Source organism: Bradyrhizobium sp. CB2312 (assembly GCF_029714425.1).
Classification (GTDB): domain Bacteria; phylum Pseudomonadota; class Alphaproteobacteria; order Rhizobiales; family Xanthobacteraceae; genus Bradyrhizobium.
The window spans coordinates 8513124-8538906 of sequence record NZ_CP121668.1; the positions used below are offsets into that span (position 1 = coordinate 8513124).

Here is a 25783-nt window from a genome sequence, read left to right on the forward strand (position 1 = left end):
GGATCAGGATGCTTACTCGCTGCCGTAAAATTTGCTCTGCAATGTCTTGAGTTGCGTTGGATGTAACGCCTCTTCAATGCAGCCGAGAAACATCTGGCTTCTTGCATTGACACGCTCCCTATCGAGAGGGCCATGCTCCATGTCTGTTTGCAAGGCGCGCACGGCGATCCAGTCCTTCGAGGGATCCTTGAGCAAGTCAAACAGCGTTCGGTTCTGATAGAGATGAAGCCGAAAGTGAGCGAAAGCGACTTTGGCTGAGATCTTCGCATCACGCAGTGCGTCGGGAAGCGCGAGCAGATCAAGCCCCGCCAGTTCTCCGATCTCTTGCATCTGATTCTGCGCTTCCTGATATTGCTCGCGTCCAACTAGTTGATACATTCCTCGGGGGCGAAACAGCCAACCATCGTCCGTACCCACTTGGTTTCCGAACGGGTTGCCGTGGTAACCAAGAACAAAGTTGGCCAACTCCTGGGGATGGTTGAGCAATGCATCCAGGCCGACGGGCGGTTTGTTCGCAGCCGCTAGGTCGGCGTTGTTTTTTTCTATCCGATCGCGCCATTTGCGCGGCAGTTGCGCGACCCCGCTGTAAGAGAAGTCTTCGCTGCTGCGTGTAAAGTCGGCGCTGTCGTAGGAAATTGCCCCCAGGATATAGGCCAGGATCCGCGGATCCGTCTCCTCAATGCGGTCCCATTCCTGCAGCAAGGCTTTGACCTGCTCGGCCTGGAAATACGCCATATAGCTCTTTCGATATGGCGGCACTGGCGCAGGAGCCGGCGAATGGTCCTTGATCGACTGCGCCAGCTGGTGCTCGTACGCAGAAACTTTATCCTGGTATTTCTGATAGCCGCGGTCCTGCAACCACTTGTTTTCATAGCAGGCAAGTAACGGCTGCGGTTTAATCTTTGGAGCGGGCCTGTATTCTTGGTCTAACTCGTCAGCATAAGCTGCCTGGGCAAGCTTGGCTTCTTTGAGCGTTTCAAAGGCGGATGCGACGGAGCCGTTCAAGATATGAAACAACTTCACTTGCAGGCAATCGGCATTGCTCTGCTTCTTGCGGGATTGATCGAAGTCATCGTTCGGCACACAATCCCAAAAGCGGCCGCTACTTAGCGAGATGATATCTTCGGTTTTCTGAGATAGCGTCCAACCAAGCGGCAGGTTGTAAAACGAGCCTGTTATGTCTATTCGGCCGAACGTTGGAAAGCGTTGCACGCTGGGCGTCACATCGCTTGTTGGCCGACGATCAATATTGTTCGCGCGGTTGAGGGCAACATAGGTCCGAGAGCTTCGCGTGCTCAAGAGCGCGCGCACCGGCTCCATGAGCTCACCGAACATGAAAGAGCCGTGATCTCCGAACTGACCGCTCACAAGCGACAGCAGATAAATCCGGAATTTTGGCGCGTCAGAGGTGCCCTTGATGCTGTTGAGCCGCTCAATCAAATCGAGCGCGGTCTCAATTCCGGAATTCTCGACATATCCTCCGTCCACGAGGCGCGCCTGCGGATTGGCGGTAATACAATCGTTCCGCAAGGAGACCGTCGCTGCCGGCGTCACCCATGGAAACCGCGCGCTGGTAAAGGCCGCAGCGCTAAGCGGGATACGCAGCGAGTGGCTCTTGACAGTTTGATCGGCTCCGGTGCCGACACGATCAAGCATCGAGAGAATACAGAGGTCTTTGTCTTTGGCGTGAAGCGGGTCGATATCAAAGGGAGAGATGACAACGCGTTTGCCGCTACCGGCATCTGTCGTGTTCAACAACAGCGCCGGCATATTGTTGGAAGGTGTCCAATGTGACTGAAAGTCGGCCTTTAGCAGATTGGATTGGTCGCCGGCGCCCTTTTTGTTCTTGAGCATTCTATCTGCAGCATTCTCCAGCGTGTACTCCAGAAATCGCGCGCGATCGAAACTTGGGATAGCGAGCGGAGAAAACAGCTGCGTGAAGTCAGTAAATAGAAAACCGGCAACCAAGGGCGAGAGAAAATCCGTCTCCAAGACACTTGCAACGCGCTGTTCTACCTGCCCTGGGGCATCGATATCCTCAGCCCGGCCGACGCCGGCCAGAAAGTCGGCGATCTTCGGGCATGTCTTTGCGTCGGGCGCGATCGTATCAAGCGGCGCATTGCCGGCATGAAGCGCAGCTGCGAAAATTGCCGAGCCGACGCTCCCTCCGGAGACGCCGCTTATCGCAAACAGATGCTGCCGAAATGCCGGACAGAGATCCTGCATCCTGGCAAGAAAACGCGCCGCATTGCTGGCTGCGTAGATGCCGCCGCCCTGGGCAGCTACAATGAATACCGGATACTCTCCGAGCCTCTCGGCCTCGGCCAGGCGCGGTTTTTGCCGAAGCCAATCCCGAAATGCTTCGACTGCAGAAATGCGCATCTCTTCTGATGAGGCGGTTGCTCTGGCCACGCTGCGCAGCCCGTGGTCATCGCCTCCGAACAATGAGGCAACCAGGAACAATCCGCCAAACACAACCGGTATAAAAGGAAAATCGAACCTGATCGTCAGTAGCGCAAAGTGGGTGGTGAGACCGGCCACGCACATCGCAAAGAGAGCGATTACACCGAACGATCCGACGAATTGTGCAAGTCTGTCCGGAAACAAAACGAACCCGGTCGTCAACAGGGCGATGCCGCCGATCGTGAGCGCGAGAAATCTGTAGCGGATGAAATAGGTGATGTTGGCCCGGTTCGCGAGTACGGCCGAGCGATGTTTTGACCCCATCTGCCAAGCGAATACAACAAACAAGGCAAGCAGGATCAACATGGCAAGCGCAAGGATGAGCAGCATGTTCCGCTCGAAGGCGAGCGCTTGGTCCTGAATGCGGAAGATACTTCCGACTTCCTCGACCTCACCGATCTTTTCAGCCGGGCGCGAGGCGAGTTGACCTGCCGTCGCGGCGAGGATCGGCAGAGCCCCGAGCACAACGGGCGCAGCTTTGCTATAGAAGGCCATGCGCCCCTTAACGGGCGGGATATGAGGCAGGGTTGCGGCGCTTAGCTGGAAAGCGGCCGCCCAGATCGTTAGCGCAATCAGGCCCACGGCGACGAACTCCTTGAGCGTTACCCACCCAATGTCGTCAGCGGCTATCCGGTAGAGCTCCTGAATCTGATCCGGCAAGTACAGCAAAATTGAAATGCCGACCGAAAGAACAGCAATCCACCGGAGGTTGCGGAACAATGTAAAAATCTGCTCGCGCACAGTCATCGCGTCAATGTCCCATAGTGTTATCGGAGCTAGTCCTGAGCGAGCAATAGGCTTTGGATTCTGGAAATTCGTACCGACCCTCGTCGAAGGCCGGCGTGGTAGATAGCGGGCGGTCCGCAACAAATTGACCGGAGATCTCCTATCGGACACCGCTGTGAAAATTGAGAACGTAACCTACAGTAGTGGCGCGATTTATCTAACGTTCTCTTGAATCGTCAAGAGATTTTCGATGCCAAGAATCAAGACCCGTGATGTCGGCGTTTTTCGCTCTCGATCCGCCACCTTGCGCACTTTTTCTTCTCTCATTCGCTTAGAGCGCAATAAAGCCGCATGACCGCACCTCTCTCTCGCGGTCGATCGCAGATAGTCATCACTGGACGCGGGCTTCAACCCTTACGGACACGCGAACAGCGTCAGGCAATCCGCTACTATGGAAGCTTTGCGACCTCACACCGATCGGGCCCGCCTATCTGCAACCTGCTTATCCAGCCACTGGGGACATGTGATCTCGGCTCGCCTACGTTCGTTCCGGTGCCATCAGCATAGCAGCGCCAGATGTCGGATATGTCTCGGCCACTGCCCGACTGAACGTTCGAGACTGTTCTTGACGTGACAGTCGTAGGCTGTCGACTAATCAATCCAGCACTCCTGCGGAACGAGATCGCGGCCGTGCGAGTCGGCTGAACCCTGCTGCACGCCTTAGTCCCCAAGAGCAGGTCGCAGTCGAGGTAAATCTGGAGGACCGTGCTGCTCTTCCTCTCTCGCGCGAGCTCGATGTCGGCCACCTCAAGACCAGATACCAAGTCGGATAGACTTTCGACCGCACGGAGTCCGCACACATGCGGTATTTTCTCGAAGATTTTTCCGCGATGATCGATCTTACCCACACCGGACGATTTGGGTTGCTCGGCGAACACGTCGGGCCACGCTTTCCTTGGCGGCTATGGCATGAAGTCAGCTATGCCGTCCGCTCTCGATGAACCGCTCCATAGGATTTGACCTGGTACACGGATTACCGCGTAAAATCAGCGATATAGAGCAATTATTGCATGATTTTTCAATGAAAAAACTTGCGACTTGGGCCTATCGGACTATATTGCTAGTTATGAGCAACCTCGAACAACTCAAACGCCACCTGAAACCGGGCCGCGCCTATCGGCGTGCGGACTTGGCCCGTTGGTCGACGTCCGTCGACCGACATCTCAAACAGTTGGTTGAGCAGGGCACGCTCAAGAAACTTTCAGGAGGTCTCTATGCCTATCCGAAGGAAACGGCATTCGGCCCGGCTCCGGCTTCCGACAGGGATGTCGTGAGCGCCTTTCTGAAGGACGATACGTTTCTGCTGGCTTCCCCCAATGCCTACAACGGCCTCGGCGTGGGTACGACGCAGCTTTATGACAAGACCATCGTTTACAATCACAAGCGCCACGGCCTGTTTCAGCTCGGCAATCGTAAGTTTGCTTTCCGCATGAAGCCGCGCTTTCCAAAGTCTCTGACCACGGAGTTTCTGCTCGTCGATCTTGTCAACAACCTTGATCAACTTGCCGAAGCCAAGGACGAGGTTCTCAAGCGCGTTGAGCAGCGCGCCATGTCGTCTGACCGTCGTCGCCTGCGCCGCGCAGTGCGCGAATACGGAAACGAACGCACGAAGAGATTCTTCGATCGTGCCTTAAGACCGGGCGAACTGCGTGCCACGTGATTTCCTTCACAATCATCCGCAGTTCGCGGATCTGATCCGGATCGTGGCCGAAGAAAAGGGCATTGATCCAGCCCGGTCGAAAAAGGCTACTGGATCATGCATTCCCTTTATGGACTTCAAAAGCTTGGCTTCACATTCCAGCTCAAGGGCGGAACGTCACTTTCCAAGGGCTATCAGATCATCAACCGATTTTCGGAAGATATCGATATCCTGATTGAGCCTCCGCCTGGCCAGGCTTTGAAGACAGGCAAGAACCACGACAAACCGGCTCATATTCAGTCACGGAAGGCTTTCTTCGACTGGCTTGCGCAGAGGATCAAGATTGACGGCATCATAAAGGTCGAACGCGATACCGCGTTTGACGATGTCCCGGGCTATCGAAACGGGGGCATCCGTCTGATCTGTAACAGTATCACCGAACCGATGGATGGGCTGCGGGACGGCGTTCTGCTGGAGGCCGGCTTTGACAAAGTCGCTCCAAATACGCCGAAGGATATCAGCTCCTGGCTTTACGACCGGGCCGTCGCCAGCAATGTCGATCTTATCAATAATCGAGCGAAGGCCGTGCCTTGCTATGATCCTGGCTACACCTTCGTAGAAAAGCTGCAGACGATCTCAACCAAATTTCGCAAACAGCAGGCTGATGGCAGCGATCCAGTCGGATTCATGCGACACTACTATGATGCCCACGAATTGCTTCAACACAAAAAAGTCCAGGACCTCGTCGGCACAGACGAATACAAACAACACAAGCAAAAGCGTTTTCGTCAGGGCGACAATCAAAACATCGCCCAAAACGAGGCGTTCATTCTAATCGATGCGAGGACACGCGCGCTGTATGCAGACGCCTATGAGCGCAGAAGTTCGCTCTACTACGCGGGTAAACCAGCCTTCGAGCAGATACTGGCCGAGATTGGTAAGTGGACGGACAAGTTATAGCCTAGTCGTTTCGCCGCGCGTTCATGGCGTGTGCCGACCCAGCGTACCATCTTGGTAAGCACGAATGAGATCGGCATCGGGATCGGGGTGCTCGACCAGCGCCCCTTCAAAGATGCCCGAGCGCAGGCATTGTGCCGTAATCACCTCGAGATCATAAAGCGGATCGTCACCGCATTGCTCATAATATTGGTGCTACCTCTCGGAGTCGTAGACACCAGGCGCTCCTCCGTGGATCACCGAGTTGCGCAGCCGAAGAGGAAGTCTCAATCGATTATAGTCGAATCCATTTCCGCCGTTCTGCCCGATCGCATCGATGACTGCCTGGGTCGCGCGGCTTGAATCCCCGAAAATTGCATCCAACGCCATAAACAGCCAGGGGAGGCGCTCGTGTGAATCAAGCGGCCACGCTCGATAGAAGTATTCGAGCGCGCGATTTGTCGTCGCGTTAAATCGTTGGTCGGTCCAATTTGATCGGGAGCATAGAGAGCCAATCGTGATCGGATTGCCGAACAACTATGTCTTCGGACATAGCTCGCATCTGCGGCTCACCAAATGTGATATTCATGCGCCCTCGTATGTCGAACGAACAGAAGCCACCGAACATGCTTCGCATCGAAAATTGATGCCGGTACTGGAGATGAGGCGTGAGCGCTAGGGCACCAAGACAGCTACTTTGATCTTGTTAGACGCCTGAATGTTGGGTGACCGTATGCCGAGCCAAGATGGCTGCTTTTTCGGTCCTTGCGTCCCAATTAGCTACGGGTGGAAATACTTCGGGCGAGAACGCGGGCACCCTTATGTTATGTCGAGATCACTTTCGCCGACTGAACCGGGCTGAAGGAGAAAGAAGGCGACGAACGAAATTCAGTCTCCACCACGACGGCACCAGCGAATAGAGCGCAAGGCAACTCTTGGGTTGAATAGTTCTGATGCGGCGAGCAAATCGGCCAGCCTGATCTTTACGTCCTGCCCAATGAGCTCATTGTATGACTCCTCGAATTACCGGAGGAATGTTTCAGTAGCGAAAGAGCCGTGGTGCGCAATTGTAAAGGATCTGAGCTGGCTTTGTATATCGTTCATGGCTGTCGATCCGAGGTACGGCGGCCCTACCTTTCTTATGTAAAGCGCCGCGCGAACCGCAACCGGCGTCTAAAGAACACAAATGTACTGATGCGCTTCTGCCAGAGTGGCGTTCCTGGCGGACCGACCAAGAACCGATTTTCGAGCCCCTCGTCGCCTGGCGTACGGTACATGGCGGACAAGAGCAGCTCGATGGCTTGCAAATTTAGAGTGTCAGACGTAGCTCCAGAATAGCGGAGTATTGCAGAAAACCCCTTCCGGGACCTGACGGCTCCGTGGCCGAAACGTCGGTTCCCATTGTTGCCCACGCGCAAAAAAGGCTCATCAAATGGCCGCGCCTCGAGTCCTGCCTCTTCGCTCGTTATCGATGAGTGCCGTAACGGTTGCCAGTTCTCGAATTGAGATAAGTCCCGCCACGGTGTGACGAGCCGGATCCGCCCAAATAGCTGCCGCCATGACTGGTAGTGTGATGTCCGCCGCCGTAGCTGACGCGCCCTCCATGTCCTCCGCGTGCGTTTGCTTGTCCGATCACGCCGAGCAGCAACAGACCGGCAACTATTGCAATCAACTTCATATTTCGCCCACCCCTTTCGAATGTCGAAGCCTATCCAAGCGCAGCCGATGAGTGATAACAACCTTTGATACGCGCAAAATGTGCAGCTTTCCGCAGAGAAAACTGGAGCCGAGCCGCTTTCCGGCGAGTAAAGCGCGCGCTTGCCCCCGAAATGTCTCGATCTCCAAATGGAGTCGCTGACCTCGTCTGAATGCCCAATCCGATCGTGCAGAAATACCGCACACGAAGGACCCTCTACGCTGATTATCATCATGGCCCCGATGCTAACATAGGCCTGCTACTTCTCGGGGCCAACATTGTCATCGCAGGAATTTTCCACCCAGCCGACTGCTGCAGCCGATCGGGATCTAACCTTCGTAGTAATTGAGCGTCATCGCGAGCTGTCGGCGCATTACGATGCGGCCATGTCCATATCTGCGAAGCTCGACGGGCCCGAGTTTGATGCCGCCGACGAAATCAGCAGTCAAAGGAACCATGCTCTCGCGGAGCATGCGAATGTGCTCATCCGTTCAACGCCAACGACGATCGCGGGCGTTATTGCTCTGATCCGTTACGTAAGCAGCCTAAGAGAGTGGGAACTTCCCGATGATGATGCATGGTATGGGGTTTTCTTAGAAGGACTGGCAGACGCGGTCGATCGAATCGCCATGGCGCAACGGCTTTGGCGAGACGGCGATTAACATGGCGCTCGCTGTCATCTTCCGCGGCATACTTTTCTGGGGGGCCATTGCTGCGCTTCTCTATTTCGTGTGGAATTTGCCCTTCTGAAGCCCGACGACTAGGGGCTCGCCCGAACCAGTGTGAGCAATGAGGAGCGGCGATCACTCGGCGGCCCTCAAGCAGAGCATCGCGAGATTCAATCGGGTCAACGCCTGATGTGGATTGTAGCTGTCCGCACAACCTCGACAGTGCCTGAGTTGGCCACGGTCGCGCGGCCCAAACTCGTCTTAGCGTCAACAAAGACCCACGGCGGCACTAGTCCCGGCCTCTAGGTAGCTTTCTTGTAGTTGAAGTCGACTTTGGTGAGCGGCTTGTGGCAGTAGTAGCTTCCCTTGCTCAAAGCCGGGCTGATGCTGGGATCCCGCTAGCTCGCACCCCAGTCGCATCAGGTTACATTGCAGCCAGAGCCTCTGCTTTAAATCACGCTTGCTGCGCCGAGAAAGGGTCCCGACATACGAGCCCGTGCGGAGACGGTACAAATGCTTTCATGTTCTGCTCCTGTGCAGCAATAGCCAAACTAAATGTGGCCAATTGTCCCGTTGCCTTCCAGACCGCCGAAATTTCCTAAGTGAGGCATCTCGTTCAGCGCTGACATTGTAGCGCTCAATGAAAATCGATTAATGCAACAAATCTAGGATCAGCGCTAAATTCGGCGGCTTGCCGGCTTCTTGCGTGGTTTTTGTTGCACGGATTATCGGTTTTCCGCGGCAGAGCGCGATGCTCGAGCACCGCGCCTGCTGTGATCATGGATAAAGGCCTGCGACGTAGCGGATTGGGAAGAAAGGCGGTGACTGGGATCTTAATAGCAACTGATCCCTCCTGCCCGGGCGAAGAACTGGCCTTGGGCGAAGCCCGTCCTATGACCTCATTTCTTGCTTTGCGTTACGACTAGGGTTTACCCGCTGAGCGTTGATGCCGGCTCTACCGCCGACGGAAGCAATAGCGGGACAAGGCGCGGCTTACCGGTGCCGGCCTACGTCATCAGAAGCGCAAATTGCGGAGATCAGATTGTTGATTCTCGAAATGATTGCGCCGCAAAGCCCCAGCGATCACATCGCTTGACCAAACTGCTCGTTAGTTCCGTCCTGCTCGGCAATGCCGCATTCGGCTGCGTCTTCCTCACGTTCAGGGCATAGCTTCGCCCTGCACCGGGAGGGTGCTGTTCGTAAATTGGCCGCAAACTGCGAACGCGACGTCCACGGCGGCCTGTATTTCGAGCAGGTATGTTTCCTGGGCGTGCACGCCGATATCGGCGGCGGCGATTTGGAAAACGAAGCCGGGTGGGATGTGGCCCTGAACTGGACGGTTGCCGGCGCATCGCTTATCCCGGATCGGCTCAAGCATGACCAAAGCTTCCTGCAGCTTTCGCCGGACCCGGCCGGCCCCCAGCACAAGGAGCAGGCCCGGTGGATTGCTCAAGGCCGGCATGCGTTGCCTACCCGTGGATCCAAACGCGGTCGAGTCCACCTCCGCTGCACAAATCCGTCAATGCGCGCTTGGCGGCAGGGCCGGTCCTGCTGTACGACCGACGGGAAACTATCGTCCCAACAACATGAGCGTACACGTCGACTTCAAGCATTACTTCGACCAGATCACACCGACCCGCCGAGACTTGGTCGCTGACCATATCGAGCTCAATGGGAGAAGGCCAACTTTGGCGGTCGTCTATAGCTTTTTGGAGCTGTGTTCGGGCGGGGCAGGCTCGAGCGTGCCGCAAGGTCGAATTCGCTCCGTCGCGCCAAACTCGTGCTGCGATCAGCTTCCTACCGGTGCTTTCGCTGCGGTCACGGAATTCAGCGCATTGACGCGTCCGCGCCCCCAAATGTTCGGCAATGGCGCAGGCGGGGCGTCGGCATGGTCACCGAGCAGCTTGGCCACCTGATCTTGCTTGAGCGTGGGCTTCACCTGCAGCATTGCCGCAACCACGCCCGCAACATGTGGAGCCGCCATACTGGTACCCTGCTTGGCCGTAAATGGCTTGCCAGCAACATCGAGCTCCGGGTGCGGCTCGGCGTTGACGGCCTTCGCCGAAATGATCAACTGACCGGGCGCGCACAGAGTGGGAAATTGACGGTCGTCCAACGTCGGTCCCTGGCTCGAGAACGCCGCGGGCTTGTGCAGATCGGCGGACGGTCTCGTAACGTATGCTCCAACCGAGATGGCCTTGAGCGCGGTCGCCGGAATCGTACCGGTACTTGCAGCGCTCGTTTGCGACGAGGTGAACGCGGTTGCGGGAATCCCCTTGCGTCCTTTCGGGGCACGCAGAAAGCCATGATAAACGCCAGCGTCGGCACCGGTCCCCACCGTGACACCCGACAAGGTAATCGACCATGTCCCAGGAGCAATCCGCAGACCGTCCCGACGAATGGCGATGCTGATCCGGTTCTTGTCGTGGCGAGGAACGGCAATGGCGGATGCGAGACTAACGGTCGAGCGGCCGAGCGTGCGCCGCACCGAGCCCCCGCTTGCCGCGAGCGACATTGAAACTCCCGAAGGATCGGTGACAACTACATCGAACCTTTCCGCAGTCGACTTCAGGCCGTACCAGATTTCGATGTCCAGCTCCTTGGCCATCTGCCTGTCATCGATGCGGAAAGTGATCCGATCGGTGGCGCCGCGCGCGACCCTGCCCCGAACGTGCTTGTTCTTGTTTCCATCGTTGCCGGCTGAGACGACGATGGCGCGCCCCTCAGCCCCGAGCGCAGCATCAATCGCCTTTTCATCCAGGCTACGACCGTCGCGCGCGCCCAACGGTTGGCCCAAACTGAGATTGATAACGCAGGGACAGTTGCGCGCTCTCGCTCGTTCCTGGATGTATTCGATCCCCTGCCGTATCAAGGCGAAGTTGAACTTGGTCGCGACAACGATCAGATCCGCGGCCGGAGCCATTCCGACGAAAGCTGTCGCCGGGCCGCCGGGCGAAGCGGCGCCATTGCCAGCGGCAATTCCCATGACATGGCTTCCGTGTGGATCGTCAGGCACGTCCTTGGTGCGCAGCGGCCGTCCACCCGTTCTCAACGCGTCATTTATGGCAGTTTCGGTGAATTCCACACCACTGCGAGCCGTACCGTCAACATTGTTTCCGGGAGAACCTTCCGAGGGAAAGCGGGGCGGACGACCCGGTCGTGCCGGCACGGGTTCGAGGCGCTGGTCCCAGATCGAGAGGATTCGGGTCTTGCCATCGGGTTTGCGAAAGCTCGCATGCGTATAATCGATGCCAGTGTCGACGATGCCGATGATCACCCCCTTCCCCACTTCGCTCCCGATCACGGGCTGCAGCACGTCAGCCTTGATGTCGGATCGGCTAACGTCGAATGGCGAGTATAGCGTGCGCGCGAGCTCTATATATTCGATGCCCAGGCGGTGGACCTCGGGCAGGCTCGACAGCGGCATCTCGGCAGAGATGATGCCACCGGCCGTCGCGTGCAGCCGCATTCCCAAGGCAACAAGTTCCTTAAGATCGCCATGCCATTCGAACGTGACCGGCACCCGTGTCGTCGCCCGCTCGTGTGCGGGCGTGTCGTCGTACATCCATTGCAGATGCGGATCGATGACCGTCATGTCGCTTCTCGCAATCGGTGGAGGGTAAGACACGTTCGATATTGACCGATCAAGCGTTCTACGGCAAGTTGCAAGGGGGATCTTGGACCATTTCGTCCGACCGCATTTCTGGACTTCCTGTTTTCGGCACGACGTTTTTGCTTAGGGGATTGGACCATGGCGGGCGTCGCTGGGCCGGCTAGAATTTCCTTTATCGCCATTCGCGCGATGGAAGACAGGTCGGATGGACCGCTTGAGGCCGTCGTCATCGGCACCAACGATCTGGACGGAACCGACTGGCGCTACGTTTGCTACGATCTTGCGGTCTTCAAAAATCTTCTCAGGGATCGTGACAACCCGTTCGCTCCGAAGAACCCGCTCTACGGGGCGAATGCCCGTTATCACGACGGCAGCGACGCGAACGACCCGCATCTGGGTCACGCCGCCGTCGATGACGATCAAGACCCAACCCCGCCAGCATCTGCGATCGAACTTCGCGGCATCGCTCTGTTCACGGCATATCGCGCGCCGACCAACTATGCGGCGGAGAAGGATCCGGTCAAGCGGCAGCAGAAGGCCTGGGACGTCTTCGACGAAGGTCCCCTCGCCCGCTTCGAGACGATCGCCCTGGCCCGCACGCTGGCCGACAAGCCGGCGCCGCGATGGCAGGTTTCGAAGCTCGTCATTACGCCGGCGACCGGAAAATCCGGCACCTTCAAAGCGCTCGCGATCAGGCTTCAAGTTCGCCTCGCGTTGAACGGCCACTGGATCAGGCCGAAAGTCGCCACCTCAGGCGACCGCTATGACACCCGCTTTCACGTGGGCCTCGATGTGGTCCAGGCGACAACGACACAATCCTTGTGGAAAACCGCCGCCGCGCCGAGAGGCGCGCTGTGCCGGCTTATCCAGATCGCCCTCACGATTGGTCCATGGGATCGTGGAGAACCTGCGCTCAGCATCGTTCCACTACGCTATGCAAATAGCGATTTCATCGACGCGATCGTCAAACCCGATGACGGCAATCTCACCACCGATCAGGTCGACGTAATACCTCTGTTCGTCGATCAGGGCATTCCCAGTCAACCGCCCAACCGTCCGCGCCGCGAATTCGGGCTTCGTGCGGTCGAGCACCAATTCAACAAGGACACGGGCTCCCATGACATCATCCGTGTCGCTCTGCGCTTCGAGCTAACCCTTTGGAACTATAGCGGCAAGATCGGCAGTATCCTCAAGCGGTTCTTTTCCAAACCCGAGCTTCTGCCGGTCAAAGGCCGGGTCCGCTTCTCCCAAGAGCAACGCGTCGGTGACATCGGCGCCCGCGCCCTCAAGCCGTTCGTACCGGTGCAATGGATCGTCGCCGCCCGCCTCGATCCACTCAACGTCGATCCTAAAGCGGACCCAAAGCTTCGGCGACCCGATCAGATAACCGACTTCGTCATCGACGCGTTCGATGCCGTCATCGAGGATGAGCATGACAGTCTGCGCAAGGTCCGTGACGGGACGCCACTGAGCGTCATCCCTGCACTGGCCAAACGCAAGTCGGAACGCGGAACGCCGTGGCACGCAGTCGGGTTGCTGCGCGAGAATTCCGCCTGGCGCCGTGTCATCGTGCCGACCACCGGCACCGTCAAGGATGCGGCCGATAAGCGGCGCCAAACGGCTTTCCTATCCTTCGAGCCGCGGTTCATCCCCGATATGTGGCAGGGGGTCACCGCATTCGAGCTCGTCGAGAAAGGCAAGTCGGACGAGGATCCGCGCTTGGCCTCGCCTTGTACGGCGACGTTCGCTCGTATGATCGCAACGGAGGGCACGGCGCCGGTCTGCAAGGCGCGCATCTCCGCGCCGTTCGTCGCCGCGAGCACCGATGTCCAGCCCGGCGCGTGCACGGACGGACCGGCATGGCAGCCTGCTATCACGCAGACCGACGATCTCGGTACTGTGCCGACGATCAAGTTTGGCTTCTCGCTCGAAAGCACCGATGGCTCGGAGATAGCACTCGGCGCACTGGGCTTCTCGCTTCTAAAGGCGCCGGACCTCACGATGGTCACCAAGGCGGATCTGACCGGGCTTCTTGCCCGATCCGGTGGTGACGATCTGCCAGATGCGCAATTGCAGGCGGTCGTTAAGTTCCCGATCGAGCGCGTGAAGCCAATCGGCCAGGACGACCTGCCTCCTCAGATCCGCAGGCAGTTGCTCGGTCGCCCGACGCCCATTTCGGATGACCCTGACGAGCCGCTCCTGCTCGAACTGGACTACCGCGGCGGCTCCGAGCAACCCGATGACGAAAAGCTCATTCAGGCCTTGGTCGCCACGGAATCACTCGCGCCCGGTGAAAATCAGTCGGTCTCCCTTTCGCTGCGCGCGATCAGATCGACCACGACAACCAGCGCCGCTCCAAGGCGGCTCGCCTTGGTGATCGACCCGACCCCGTTCCGGGTCGCCGCCGTGGAGTATGTCGAACCCGCTCGGGCCGCCACCGATCAGAGCAACGAAGTCGCGATATGGAGCGACGAAGGGGACGTGTCCTGGCGCGTGCTTGATCCTTCCGAAGCGGTGCGGATGGTACTGCCGCCTCAGGTCATCGGCGAGGCGATGGAGAAGAACGCAACCGCAATCGTCGGCGCCCCAAAAGATATCGAACCAGGCCGCCCGGCGGCCGCGCGGTTTGGCGCGCACGCACGCCTGGAGGTCGACCCCACCTTTGCGGACACCAACTTCCGCGAGCCAGGCTGGAATCTCCGTCGTAACATGGGCTATCCGACCATGCGAACGCCGGGCTCCCGCTTGAAGGAGCTTCGGCTCGAGCTGCTCTACGGTTTGACGACGAGGATCAGCACCACCGACAAGAGCACCGAGGCCTTCGTCACCGAGATCGGCGCAACGATCGGAGCGCCCGTATCTCCCGTGTCCGATACGGCAAGCGCGTCTCGCGCGACACTAAAGAGCCACCTGCAACTCGCGAGCCTCGTGCTGCGGGCCCAGCGCAGGCGACTTGCCGTCGACAAGCTCTGGAGCGGTCACCCCGATGCCGAGCTGAAGATCGAGGACGGCGTAAGTTTCAGGCTACGCACCGGAGGATTGGACCCGGCGCATGGACCCGCGACCCCTCTTCGCTGGCCCGTACAAGGCGAAATCCCGGCAGATACCGGTGGTCTAATCGAATCGAAGAAGCTCGCGCAGACGTTTTCGACCAGCCAGGACGACCGGGAGAGTTTTCCCGGCGGGGTCGCCTGGGCCTTCGAGAGCGCTAATATCCTGATGAAGGTCTACAGCCGACCGGACGCGGACGGGGGTTCGGCGAAAGGCGTCCACCTCTCCGCGCACGGTGGCTATGGCGGCCAGCGGGCGCTGTTCGACGAGAAGAAGACCGTTGTCGAGACCGAGACCGGCCAGGGCCGCGTCCACCGTTACAAGCTCGAGCGCATCGGGCGCATCGGCGCTCTCTGGAATCGAGCCAAACACGTCATCATCTATGAGCGGTCCGTCGTACCTTCCGCGCAATTCTTCAATTTCGACCCGATCGGCCTGTTGCAGGACGAACACGTCGGACGCCCGATCCTTCGCAAGGTCGAGGAGTACGTCGAGCTGCTGCAGCCGGTGCGCCGCTATCCCGAGGGCGGCAAGTCGATCGCAGCCGCCGGATTTCTCGTCGGCGTCGAGTTCAAGTCGGGCAAAATCCGTGTCGATAGCCGCTGGGGCGGCGATGTGCGCCGTGAAGGCTGGCAAGTGCCTCTGTGGAACAGGGCCTTCGCGACCCTCCCTCCGGTATTGGCCCCCTCCAGGCCAGGCGATCCCCCGATTAATCCGGACGATCCCTCGCTGATCTATCCGAAGCCGCAGATTCGTTTCCTGCTGGCGGGAGAAGGCGACGGCGAAATTTCCGTCGAGGTCGACGAGCCGGAAAAGCTCGTCTTCTACACTTCCGTGGTCCACGGCGAAAGCGGCGACGACACCGATGCATGGCGATCGGTGCGCGATATCGATTTCATCGATCTACCGCCACCGGCCGCCGGCCGCATGAAACCCAACAGCGCCAATCTCACCGACGCCATGATGCCGTCAGAGCCGGCGCACGCACCTGGTTTCGAGCGGATGACCGTCGGCCTGGTCCGTGCGAAGGAGCCGGCTGTCCTCACCCACGGCCGGGCTCCCAGCGGCCCCGGCACGATACTCAAGAACATAACAATTGCCCGCGCCGCACCACTAACCGCCGTCGGCGCCCCAAGCCCAGTGACGATTTTCGGGCAGTCACTGACGCAGCATAGTTCCGACCTACGGGCGGCCATCGATGCCAAGGTCGGCCAAGCGCTCGGCGTCCTCGAGAAACTGGATCCCGAGAAGCCTCTCACCGATGTCAAAAACGACGCCGTCGCAGCCATCGGCGCGGCGCTCGACCATCCGAGTTTCGTCGGCGATCTCAGGTCCGCGACTTCCGACATCAAGAACTCGCTCAAGTCGATCGATCTGAGCAAGGTTGACCCAAAATCGCCCTGCGCCTCGCTGGTCAACCGCCTGAAGGATGCTGCCGAGGGACAGGTCGACCGTCTGCGCAAGATCGCCGGCGAAGCGATCGATTCCACACTCGACGGTGGCCTGAGGCCGATCCGCAACATCGCCGGCATCGTTCGCGACGTCAGCGTGTTCCTCGACAGCGAGGATGCATGGCTATCGCCGGACGAACGCGCCGACCTGATCGACAAGCTGTCGGGACTGCAGAACCGGATTGCCACCGTGGCGGACGAAGTGCGAGCGGAAATCGAGCTGCTGTCAAAGCGGGTGACGGCCGATCTCGAGGCCGTCAAGGCAGTCGCCGGCGCCTCACTCGGTGAAGCGCAAGACGTGGCAATTCCGGCCGCACTCGGCAAGATCCACGATGCGTTCAAGACGCTGAAGGACGACGTTGGCACGGCGACGGTGGTCAACGATTCGATCGCGGCGTCCGCACGCGCGACGCTTGACGAGCTTCGCAAGCAAGCCCAGCAAATCGACACCGAACTTTCGCATATCGACGATACGGCAGCTCTCATGGCAGCGCGCCGCATCCTGCCGGCCATCCACGACACGTTGGGACAGGCAATCACCCTCTCCGATGGTCTTACTCACGTCGGTGCTGTGATCAGTGACAACGTGAGAGCGGCTCTCGCTTCCTACGAGGCGTCGCTCAAGCAGTTTGAGGACGCATTGAAAGCCCGTCTCGGTACCGCCGGCGGATCACTCCAAGCGCTCGCCACCAAACTCGATCAAATCATCGCCGAGGCACAGAATGCCGCGCGCGCCCTCGTCGTGTTTCTCGAAGACACGATCGACGCGGGCCTTGATGAGGCAACCAGCATCTTCGATCGGATAGCCGATGCGATCATTGCCCTCTCGGCTCCTGAAGATCCCGACGACGATGCCGATTCCACCGGCGCTATCCATCGGGCGCTGACGGCAATAGCTGACGCCAGCGGATTGATCGAGAAGGCCGTGGTAGCGCAGGGCGAAATTGTTGCAACCGCTCTACGGAAGACACTCGACGCGCTCGCTGCCGGCATCACCGCCGCGATCGACGACGTTGGGAAGGAACTCAAGGATGCCTGCGCGGTATTCGACAACTTTATAGGAGAGATACGGAAGGACGCGCAGAAGGTCGCCGATTGGCTGCAGAATGCCCTCGACGTCGACGGTTACAAGAGACGGTTGGACGATGCGGTAAAGCAAGCCATCAACGATGCACAGGGCTCCGTCGAAGACCTGAAGCGGCGTGCCGCGGAAGAAGCCGAACGCGTCACGCGCGAGGTCGAAAATCGTGCACGACAGATCTCCGGCGCGGTCCAGGAGACTTTGCGCGACGCGCTGGGAACAGATCCAGTGGAATTGGCCGACCAGGCCAATCGGCTCTATCAGGAAGGCAGCGATACCTTACGGCTCCTTCGTGGCGTCGGTGACCCACCAAAAACGGATCGGCTCGGTTTCAATCGACCAGAAGTCGCCTACGTGCTCGCCGAGGCCAACAAGGTCGTCGACATGACCCCGGCGATTGCGCTGGTCAACCGGGTTTCGGATACGCTTGCGGCGGCCGACAAGGCCGGCAAGGCGGTCGGCGACATGCTTCAGTCGTTCGGCGTGCGGCTGCCCTCGAGTGGCGTTGCCGAGCAGTTCATTCCCGACAAACTGAAGCAATTGTCCGTCGCGGATCTCATACCGAATATGGGCGGTATCGATTTCCGCGGCCTGCTTCAAAGATTTGCCTTCCCGGATCTTGACGACTCCAAGGCCATCAGGGTTCAGCACGGTTTCGACAACGTCCAGATGCGCGCCTGGCTTCAGACCGACATCGACGTCCCCTTCACTGAGCCCGCGCCCCTCTTGTCGTTCGGCCCCGTCGAGATCGTCGTCGACGAAGCCAAGTTCAATGCCAAGGCGCGGATGTCGGTGGGCCGCGACGGGACCCAAAAGATATTCAATGGCCGCATCTTCGGCGACTGGCGAGTCGTGACCAGCGGACAGGACATCCTCACATTCCGTCAGACCGGCTTGTATTTCGACGACTCCGGCAAAATCGACTTCAAGATCGATCCGGAACGTGTCGAACTCGCCGACGCGCTGGCGTTCCTGACTGATTTTCTTGCCGCTTCCGGCGAGGGGGACGGGCTCGTCATTGAACCGCTGATGCGTGGCGGCGTGCCCGCCGGCATCGCAGCCACGCTCGACATCGATCTGCCGGACCTGCAGCTCGGCGTTTTCGGAATCTCAAATCTTTCGTTGCACATTCTGTTCGGCATCGCCGCAGTTCCTCAGTTCGAGTTGATGTGTGAACTGTCGGTCGCCACCAAGACAATGCCATTCACGCTGAGCGTCTGGATCCTCAACGGCGGCGGATTCCTGACGCAGCGGCTATCGTTTCTTCCAATCGCCAAACCTCACCCGATCCTGACCTATTCGCTCGAGGTGGGTATCGTCGCCGGCGTTGGACTAGGCTTCAACTTTGGCGTGGTATCGGGTGGCGTCTGGCTTCAGGTCGGCTGTTCGATAACGATGACGTGGTCGACCGGCCCCGGTGGCAACACCACTGCAATTTCAGTTTTCATACTCGCGCGCGGCAACGTCGACGTCGCAGGCCTGATCACGGCTGCCATTTCGCTGCTGCTGGAGGTTACCTACGACGGCTCGTTGATGATCGGGTCCGGAACGCTCCGGCTGAGTTTCAAGATCAGCGTCTTCTACACGCTGCGCGTCTCCCAGCACGTCGAGTATCAGTTTGCTGGCGAGAAAAAGCAGTCTGAAGGTTATTCCGATTCTTACGCTTGATTTTGTTGTACCCCAAGGACCGATCGTCGATGGCTCCCGATCCGCGCAATCTCAGAATAAAGGTCCAGGCGGATCGTCTGCCGGACGTGAGCAACAAGGCTCAGATCTCGCTACGGGTAAGCGCGGTCATCGATGGTTCCGACGGAGCGCTTCTGACGGATGCGATCGGTGAGATCCTGCCCTGGAAGTGGCGCCTGGCGGATGGCAGCGGGACCTGGAATCCGCATGACGTCACCGCCTGGCGATTCTGGCGCATCGTCGACATCGCAGGAGTTCCTACCGCCCAGGATCTGGACGCCGGAACCACCGTCGCGGCGGCCGCCAATGCGCCGGTGGATTTCGATCTTCCCGGCGCCGACGGAAGCAGGCGCTTTCACCGCCGGCTCGAGGAGGAAATCGCCTCAATCGTCAACACGAGTGGCCTCGAAGCTGCCCTGTGCATGCCGGCGGGTACGGCAGAGGTGACTGGGCGCACCGTGTTTGGGCTTGTCGAAAGCCTGACAGGATTGCCGAACCCAGTTCCGATTGCAAACAAGGTGTTCACCGTCTTCACGCTCGACCCAGCGCCTGACAAGAGCACGACTTTCATCGCGGCACCATTGTTCGGTCCGACCGGCGGCGGTACCTACACGCTCGATCCGGCCGGTCCCACCATGATCTCGGATCAAAATGGCGAGTTCTGTCGCGTCGACCTTGTACCGACGCCTGGTCCTGGTCCCGCGCCCATGTTCGCGGACGGATCCGTCGACATGCGACCGAGCTTGTCATGGGATGATCTCAGTCCGTCCGGCGATCCCCAGCGGCTCATCGACATGGAGACCATGCTGATCAAGAGGCCGGCCCTCGGTCACGGCTTGACCGATGAGGACTGGGCCGCCTCCCTCTCAAGACGGATCGCCGAAGTCGTTGATCCGTGGGCCCGTGTGTTCGGCGTGCTGGATGCGACTGTGACCAGTGAAATCACGAAGGTGGCGGGCGGCGACGAGCTGCGGCGCGCGCTTGCCCGGGATCTCGCCTCAGAACTGACGCCAAAGTTTCTCATGGCCCTTGATTCGATTTCATGGTGGGTCGTGGGCAGGCGCAGCGCCGCTTCCGCGATTGCGCTGCCACCCGGCTTCTCGATACTGGAAGGCCTCTCCCTCCGCCAAGCCGATTTCTGGAATCTCACAGCGGCCCTGATCCTGGGCGCCGCTGAACGTGACCCCGGAAGCGTCAGCAACAATCCGCTTCGCGCCCGCTTTGCTTCCGTCAATTCACGCAGGTTGAAGGGGCTGCTCGGTTTGCCGCTCGATCCTCCGGGCTCGGCCATAGCCCCCGAAATCGAGAGCATCGAGTCAGACGATGGCCTGCGGAAGTTCGTGGCACGCAATTGGCTCGGCGGACCGGATCTTTCGTCCGCCGGTCCTCATCCGCTGCTGATCGCTGCGCCTCGCGTGATCGCCGCACGGACATTGACTATTCCCCCCGACGCTCAAGCGTTCGGCCCTGGAGCCACCCAAGCAGTATCGAGCGCTGTGCTGGACCTTGGGCCGGCCGCATCCGCGGCCCCCATCGCGCCGGCGGCACCGACGAAAGTGGCGTTCGATCTCGCTCTCACGCCGCCCGCAGGCGATTTCAAGCTAGTCGTGGCGTTCGTGACGACGCCAGGTCGCCCCATCCCACCCGAAATTCGTATCGCCGGGATGGCGGCGTCTGCCACGTTGGACGTTGCCATCTTTCAGGATGGCGCCTCCGTCATCTCAACGACGCGCGCGCGTGGAGCGGCGATCCGCGTCGAGATTGCGATCATCCGACCCGACGCAAATGCGGCCGTCAGCGTCACGTTATCGGCCGGCGGTTCTGCGCCTGTGCCGGCCGACCGTCTGCTCGGGGCAGCCTTCTATCTGTCGATGAAGGCAGATGTTTCGGACATTCCGGACGTTGGCATCATCATGCCCGACGCGACTGCAACGCCGCTGCGTACCGCGTTGGACCGCATTACGACCGGACCCGGCCTTCGCGCCGATCTCGCATTGGCCGTGATCGGGCCGTACATTCCTGGACTGACGGCCGGACGATTGACATGGGACGCGCCCCAGCCTCAGAACGAGCAAGATGCGGCTGCGCAGCTTCCCCTCGACGAGCGGCTGGTAGCCAGCGTTGCCGCCCTCGTCGGCGCCGAGCGTGCCGACGGCAGCCGTCCCGCCGCGTCATTGTATGATCTGATCATCGGTGCAGCGCTCACCGATGCGGGCCTCACGGCTGCCAGTCCCGGGAGTGATGAGGAGAAACTTGCCAATTTGCTGAAAGCGATCGTCGAGGCCGCTCGCCGCGATGCCGTTCGTCACGCCGGCAGCCTCGTGCCATCAACGACAGACGAGTCAGGAAGCGGCGATGATTCCAGCCGCCGCCTCACCGTCGATTCGCCTCCACTGGTTTTCCGCTTCGACCAGCTCCAGAGCATTGCCGGTGCCGCCGACCTTTGGACCCGGCTGTCTGGTGTGGGAGCCCTGATGGCCCGTACCGACACCTTGAGCGATCCGATCCAAGCGTGGCGTAGCCTCAACGTTGCCACGCTGCATGCCCCCGACACTTCGTCGCAAGGTTCGGCGCGAGCTGCGCTCAGTGAAGCCAACGCGGTGATGGTCCGTAATCTTGCCTGGGCCAGCGGAGCCATCGTTGATCCGGTCCCACTGCAGGTCGGAGAGATTGGCGGCATACGGGCTGCCTTGATTTCATACGACAATCGCTCGCCGGTGACCGAGATGGTCACCGATGCCGCGCTAGACAACGTTCCATCCTCGTTCGCGCGCCGCATCGAAGCCTATCGGTTTCCGTCGACCACGGGTGATGGCGCCACCGACTATCGCCTGTTCGCGCTATCATTCGGCTATGCCTTCCACGTCGTCCCATACGTCATCGGTCACGGCGGGACCCTACCTCCGATCTTGCGCAATGATCCCAATGATCCATTGACGATCCGGCCGATTGAAACGACCGGGCCGCTCAAGGGACAGGTTAAGATCGCAACAAACACGGATGCGGTGCGTCGGTCAGCGCTCTACCGACGAACACGTCCAATCGGCGCACCAAGGCTTGCGGGCGACCGATCCAAAGCGATTCCCGACGGCGTCGTGCCGCTCGCCGGTGAACTACCGATACGGCCAGCTCCCGTGACCATCGGAGGCGATGTGCAAGGACGTTTCTTCCTCAATCGGGAAGGACGTGCCGGCGTTCTCGAAGTCCGCGCCGGTCCCGACCCGGGTTTGCGGATCGACATCGGCCGCATGGAGTGGCCTGAAACAAACGAAGCGCGCAAGCTGTCCATCACGTTCCGGGGCCGCTCGGGGCCGAGCGAAGCCATCACCGACCTGCTGACATTGACGCACGACGTTGGCAGAAGCGGAGCGATTCGGGTCGAAGCGTTCACGGCCATAACGACGATCGCCGCGGGAGTTGACGAGCCCGAATGGGCCGAGGATGAATTTGATTTCCCGGCGGCAACGCAAGACTTGCAGCAGCCCGCCAGCGACATCGCGCAATGGCGAGACGTCCTGATCATTATCGCGACGGACAAGGACGTCGACATCGAACCCCCGATCGTCACACCGATTGTTAGTCAGCTCGACAGCGCGGGAAACTTCGCAAGCATCGCTGTCGGTAAGCCGCGAATTGCGCCGGAATCGGGCCATCAAATGCGCGCGACCTACGTGCTCGACGGCATCCAGGTCGGCGCCGCGACGGGCGCTCGCCAGATGACGATCCGATTGCAACGACCGACGGTGGAATTTGGTACTTACGGGCGATGGATCAACCCTCCCCTGTTCGACGATCGAGTTGTCGCCAGCCGACCGGTCGTTGCCAAGGCGCTCGACGCCGCGCTCGGCGTAGCAACGAGCCCAAACAAGGCCAAGGACGATCGGTCCCTCGATGATCCGGCCGTGACACAATTGTACGGTGAACTGGTATGCATCTTTCCAACTTTTCAGAAGTTCAAGATGGCAGCAGTCGGAGCTGCCTGGACCTCCCTCGAGGACGTGCTCGGCTTCGATGGCTCTGGCCGTCGCCATGTCGCGCCGACGCCGTCCATGACCATCAAGGTCGATCCAAATGGACGGGAAGGTCTGACCGGCGATACTGCCACACTCTTGCCGGGTCGCATCTACGAGTTGCGCGTCTATGCAGGATTGCCGGACAAGCAAGACAAGCTTTGCCCTTTCACGCGCGACCAGCGGCTTTCGCCTGCTGTTAAGGCCACGCTCAGACACTGTCCGATCGACGCGAAGATGCGGCTGGCGGGCCCCCTGGTGCTGACGCTCGAAGTCGCGACCGAAAACGTGCCCGAGATCTTGGGAACACAGCCGCTGAACATCGACCTGCGCCGCGCCCCCGAATATGCCGAGCAGGCATGGATTTCATTGACGGCGGCGTTCACAGGAAGAACGGCGACGTATCCTGCCTTGCGCTATTGCCATCTCGCTGCGCTCGAATCGCAACGCTGGAGCTGGCGCGGCAGGCCGCAGGACGACCAATGGTACCGGCTGGCCACGACCGGAGCCGAGGCAATCGACCAACCCCGGTATCGGGAGCTGTTCGACACCTCGTTCTCGGACCGTCGCAACGATGACGTTGGGGAAGTCCTCGAACGTCGCATCGAGCGTGCCCATGTCTATGGCGGATTGAGGCGGCGCAGCGATCCTGCCGCAAGCAACCCCATTCCGCGCCTGTTCGATAAGAGCCTCGACTGGCGTGGCGGCATGAATTTGTGGCGCTTCGGTCTTCGCATCGTGAGCCGCTACAAGGCGATGCGGCCTGGACGGCCGGAATTCATGCGCTCCAGTCATCGGGGGCCGAACGGCAGCGCGATCTGGCAGAACAAGGTGCTGGCCGATCGCTCCAATGACCGTCGTCCCAAGCGTCCGGGTCTGGCGATCGTTCTGCCACTGACCGAACGCGCCATGGCGTGGGGAACCGTTCCTCCGCTCCTGGCCTTGTTTAACGAACCGCTCTATCCGAATTTCCATGTCGGAGATGGCATCGACGCCATGGTCGAAATGGCCCGGCATCCGATGACACGAGCCGAACGAAAAACGCGTGTCGCGACGATCGATAAGCTTTTGAATCCATCGGACGGCACCGCTCCGCCGACTGGAGAAGCGCTCGACAGATTGGTTGCGGAACGAGCTGCGCTTCAACGCAATATCGACGCCGGCACCGACGGGCCGACAGATGCCCTCAAATACTGGCAGGAGCACGGCCCGGACTCGATCCGGAGCGGAAGCGGGTCCGGCGGCGCGATCATACCGCTGCGGATCGACGGTCCCATCGGCTACACCTTCGACCTCGCAACAGAGGCCGGGCGTTTCGATCACGCCGGTTTGATGATAACGCCCGTCAAACCCGACGTTGTTCCCTGGTCGTTCGTGAAACTGAAGTTTCGTCGTTTCGAGGCTCCGGAGAGCATCGACCCTGCGACCGCCCTCACTGGCCAGGGCCTCGCTCCAGCATCGTACAATAAATTCTATTGCGAACCGCGCCTTCTGGCGATGAACGATGCATCCAACCGCTTCCGGCTGACCAACAGCCGCAAGATTATGCGGGACTTTGCGCCGGAAGACTTCAAAGACCTCAAGGACGTCGTCGGCAAGGGCATCTTCCCCGCCGAGCATGAAGGGCTCGCGATCGACATCGCCAGCACGGAAGACCTGGACGGCTCGGCGATCCGCTTTCAATTCACTGACGACAGCGACAGCGAGTTCGTTCGTATCACATTCAGCGTGAAGGGCGACGGCGCAAAACGGAGCATCGCTTTCCAATTCTTCACGCAGTTAGGTGATGCCGGCACCTGGACGCTGGACGTCCCGGCCGGCGGCGACGTGCGTTTACGTCTGATCGTGTCGGCCCGGGACAAACCGGAGAAAGGCGAAACGTACAAGCCGGCCGGTGACATCGCTGTGCGCGCCCGAATCGCACGCGATACGACGGATGAGATTTTGTTACCGACCGAAAATCGTTGGCTATCGGTGGCGTGCCTGCCGCTGACCAGTGCAATCGAGGTTCCCATCAATCAGCCCCTCACGATGGTCATGAAGGCGACGGGAGCTCAGGCGGCCATTTCGCCGGCAAGGCTTTCTACGTTTACACCATCGCTGTGGTGGCAGTTTGCCGAGCCCATGTCTCTGTTCGACGCTGTCATCGATGGAGTTGTGTCGACGGTGTCGACGGATGATCTCACCGCCTCAGTGACGGGGACCATAGTCTCAATCGAGCGCAAGCCCACCGCGCAAGGACGGGTGCAGAAACTGCAGTCGCTCGCGCCAGCGGTGGATCAGCAAGCGGGACAGCTCGAGGAAGTCCTCGTGCTGGTGCTGACACGCAACATTCACGATGCGCTCGATCGCGTTCGGGAGCGTCCAGTCGCGGTCAAGCTCTGGGACGGCACGTCCACATCGCTGGACCTCGCCAAACCCGATTGGCCAACATTCGAGGATCCGAACGAGGGGCCAAAGCTCGGCGATGGCGGGAAGATCCGCTTCCTCCGCATTCTGCGTCCAAAGACGCGCGCGAGGGGCGGCTATCTCGAGACCGCGCCGTCGTTTCCGTTGGATTTCTTTCAGTACGAAACGATCGAAGGGGACCTCGACATGAATCCTCCGGACGCCAAAGGAATGGTGCTCGGAATGTCGATGCCGATCCCGTGGAAACACGCGTGACGTGTTCAGGCATTCGTCAATCGTGACTTACGATCGCGA

At 59.6% G+C, this 25783-nt stretch carries 8 protein-coding genes; 5 read left to right on the forward strand and 3 right to left on the reverse strand.

Translation table 11 applies throughout. The features are described from left to right. Nucleotides 1-12 precede the first annotated feature (12 nt). The gene (locus QA642_RS40790; protein ID WP_283081874.1) at nt 13-3210 is read right to left on the reverse strand and encodes a hypothetical protein; all 3198 of its coding nucleotides are present in this window, start codon (nt 3208-3210) and stop codon (nt 13-15) included. A 1105-nt stretch (nt 3211-4315) separates the two neighbouring features. Here QA642_RS40790 and QA642_RS40795 point away from each other — a divergent pair. From QA642_RS40795 to QA642_RS40805, 3 genes are all read left to right on the forward strand, one after another. After that, nucleotides 4316-4909 carry a hypothetical protein gene (locus tag QA642_RS40795; protein ID WP_283081875.1) on the forward strand — a complete coding sequence of 198 codons (594 nt, stop codon included), beginning with the start codon at nt 4316-4318 and terminating at the stop codon, nt 4907-4909. 96 nt (nt 4910-5005) lie between these two features. After that, nucleotides 5006-5848 (forward strand): nucleotidyl transferase AbiEii/AbiGii toxin family protein, encoded by an 843-nt coding sequence (locus QA642_RS40800; RefSeq protein WP_283081876.1) that lies wholly within the window; start codon nt 5006-5008, stop codon nt 5846-5848. Nucleotides 5849-7798: 1950 nt separating this feature from the next. Continuing rightward, nucleotides 7799-8182 carry a hypothetical protein gene (locus QA642_RS40805; RefSeq protein ID WP_283081877.1) on the forward strand — a complete coding sequence of 128 codons (384 nt, stop codon included), beginning with the start codon at nt 7799-7801 and terminating at the stop codon, nt 8180-8182. Between the two features lie 1165 nt (nt 8183-9347). Here the strand turns inward: QA642_RS40805 and QA642_RS40810 are convergent. Both QA642_RS40810 and QA642_RS40815 read right to left on the reverse strand, forming a co-directional pair. Further along, nucleotides 9348-9566 carry a hypothetical protein gene (locus QA642_RS40810; RefSeq protein WP_283081878.1) on the reverse strand — a complete coding sequence of 73 codons (219 nt, stop codon included), beginning with the start codon at nt 9564-9566 and terminating at the stop codon, nt 9348-9350. A 411-nt stretch (nt 9567-9977) separates the two neighbouring features. Next, on the reverse strand, nt 9978-11783 hold the full coding sequence (locus QA642_RS40815) for a S8 family serine peptidase (protein WP_283081879.1): 1806 nt from the start codon (nt 11781-11783) through the stop codon (nt 9978-9980). Between the two features lie 156 nt (nt 11784-11939). On the opposite strand from QA642_RS40815, the gene QA642_RS40820 reads away from it, so the two are divergent. After that, nucleotides 11940-19052, forward strand: a complete 7113-nt coding sequence (locus tag QA642_RS40820; RefSeq protein WP_283081880.1) for an apolipoprotein A1/A4/E family protein — start codon at nt 11940-11942, stop codon at nt 19050-19052. Beyond that, nucleotides 19049-25744 carry a hypothetical protein gene (locus tag QA642_RS40825; RefSeq protein ID WP_283081881.1) on the forward strand — a complete coding sequence of 2232 codons (6696 nt, stop codon included), beginning with the start codon at nt 19049-19051 and terminating at the stop codon, nt 25742-25744. Before QA642_RS40820 ends, QA642_RS40825 begins: the two co-directional genes overlap by 4 nt. Nucleotides 25745-25783 lie beyond the last annotated feature (39 nt).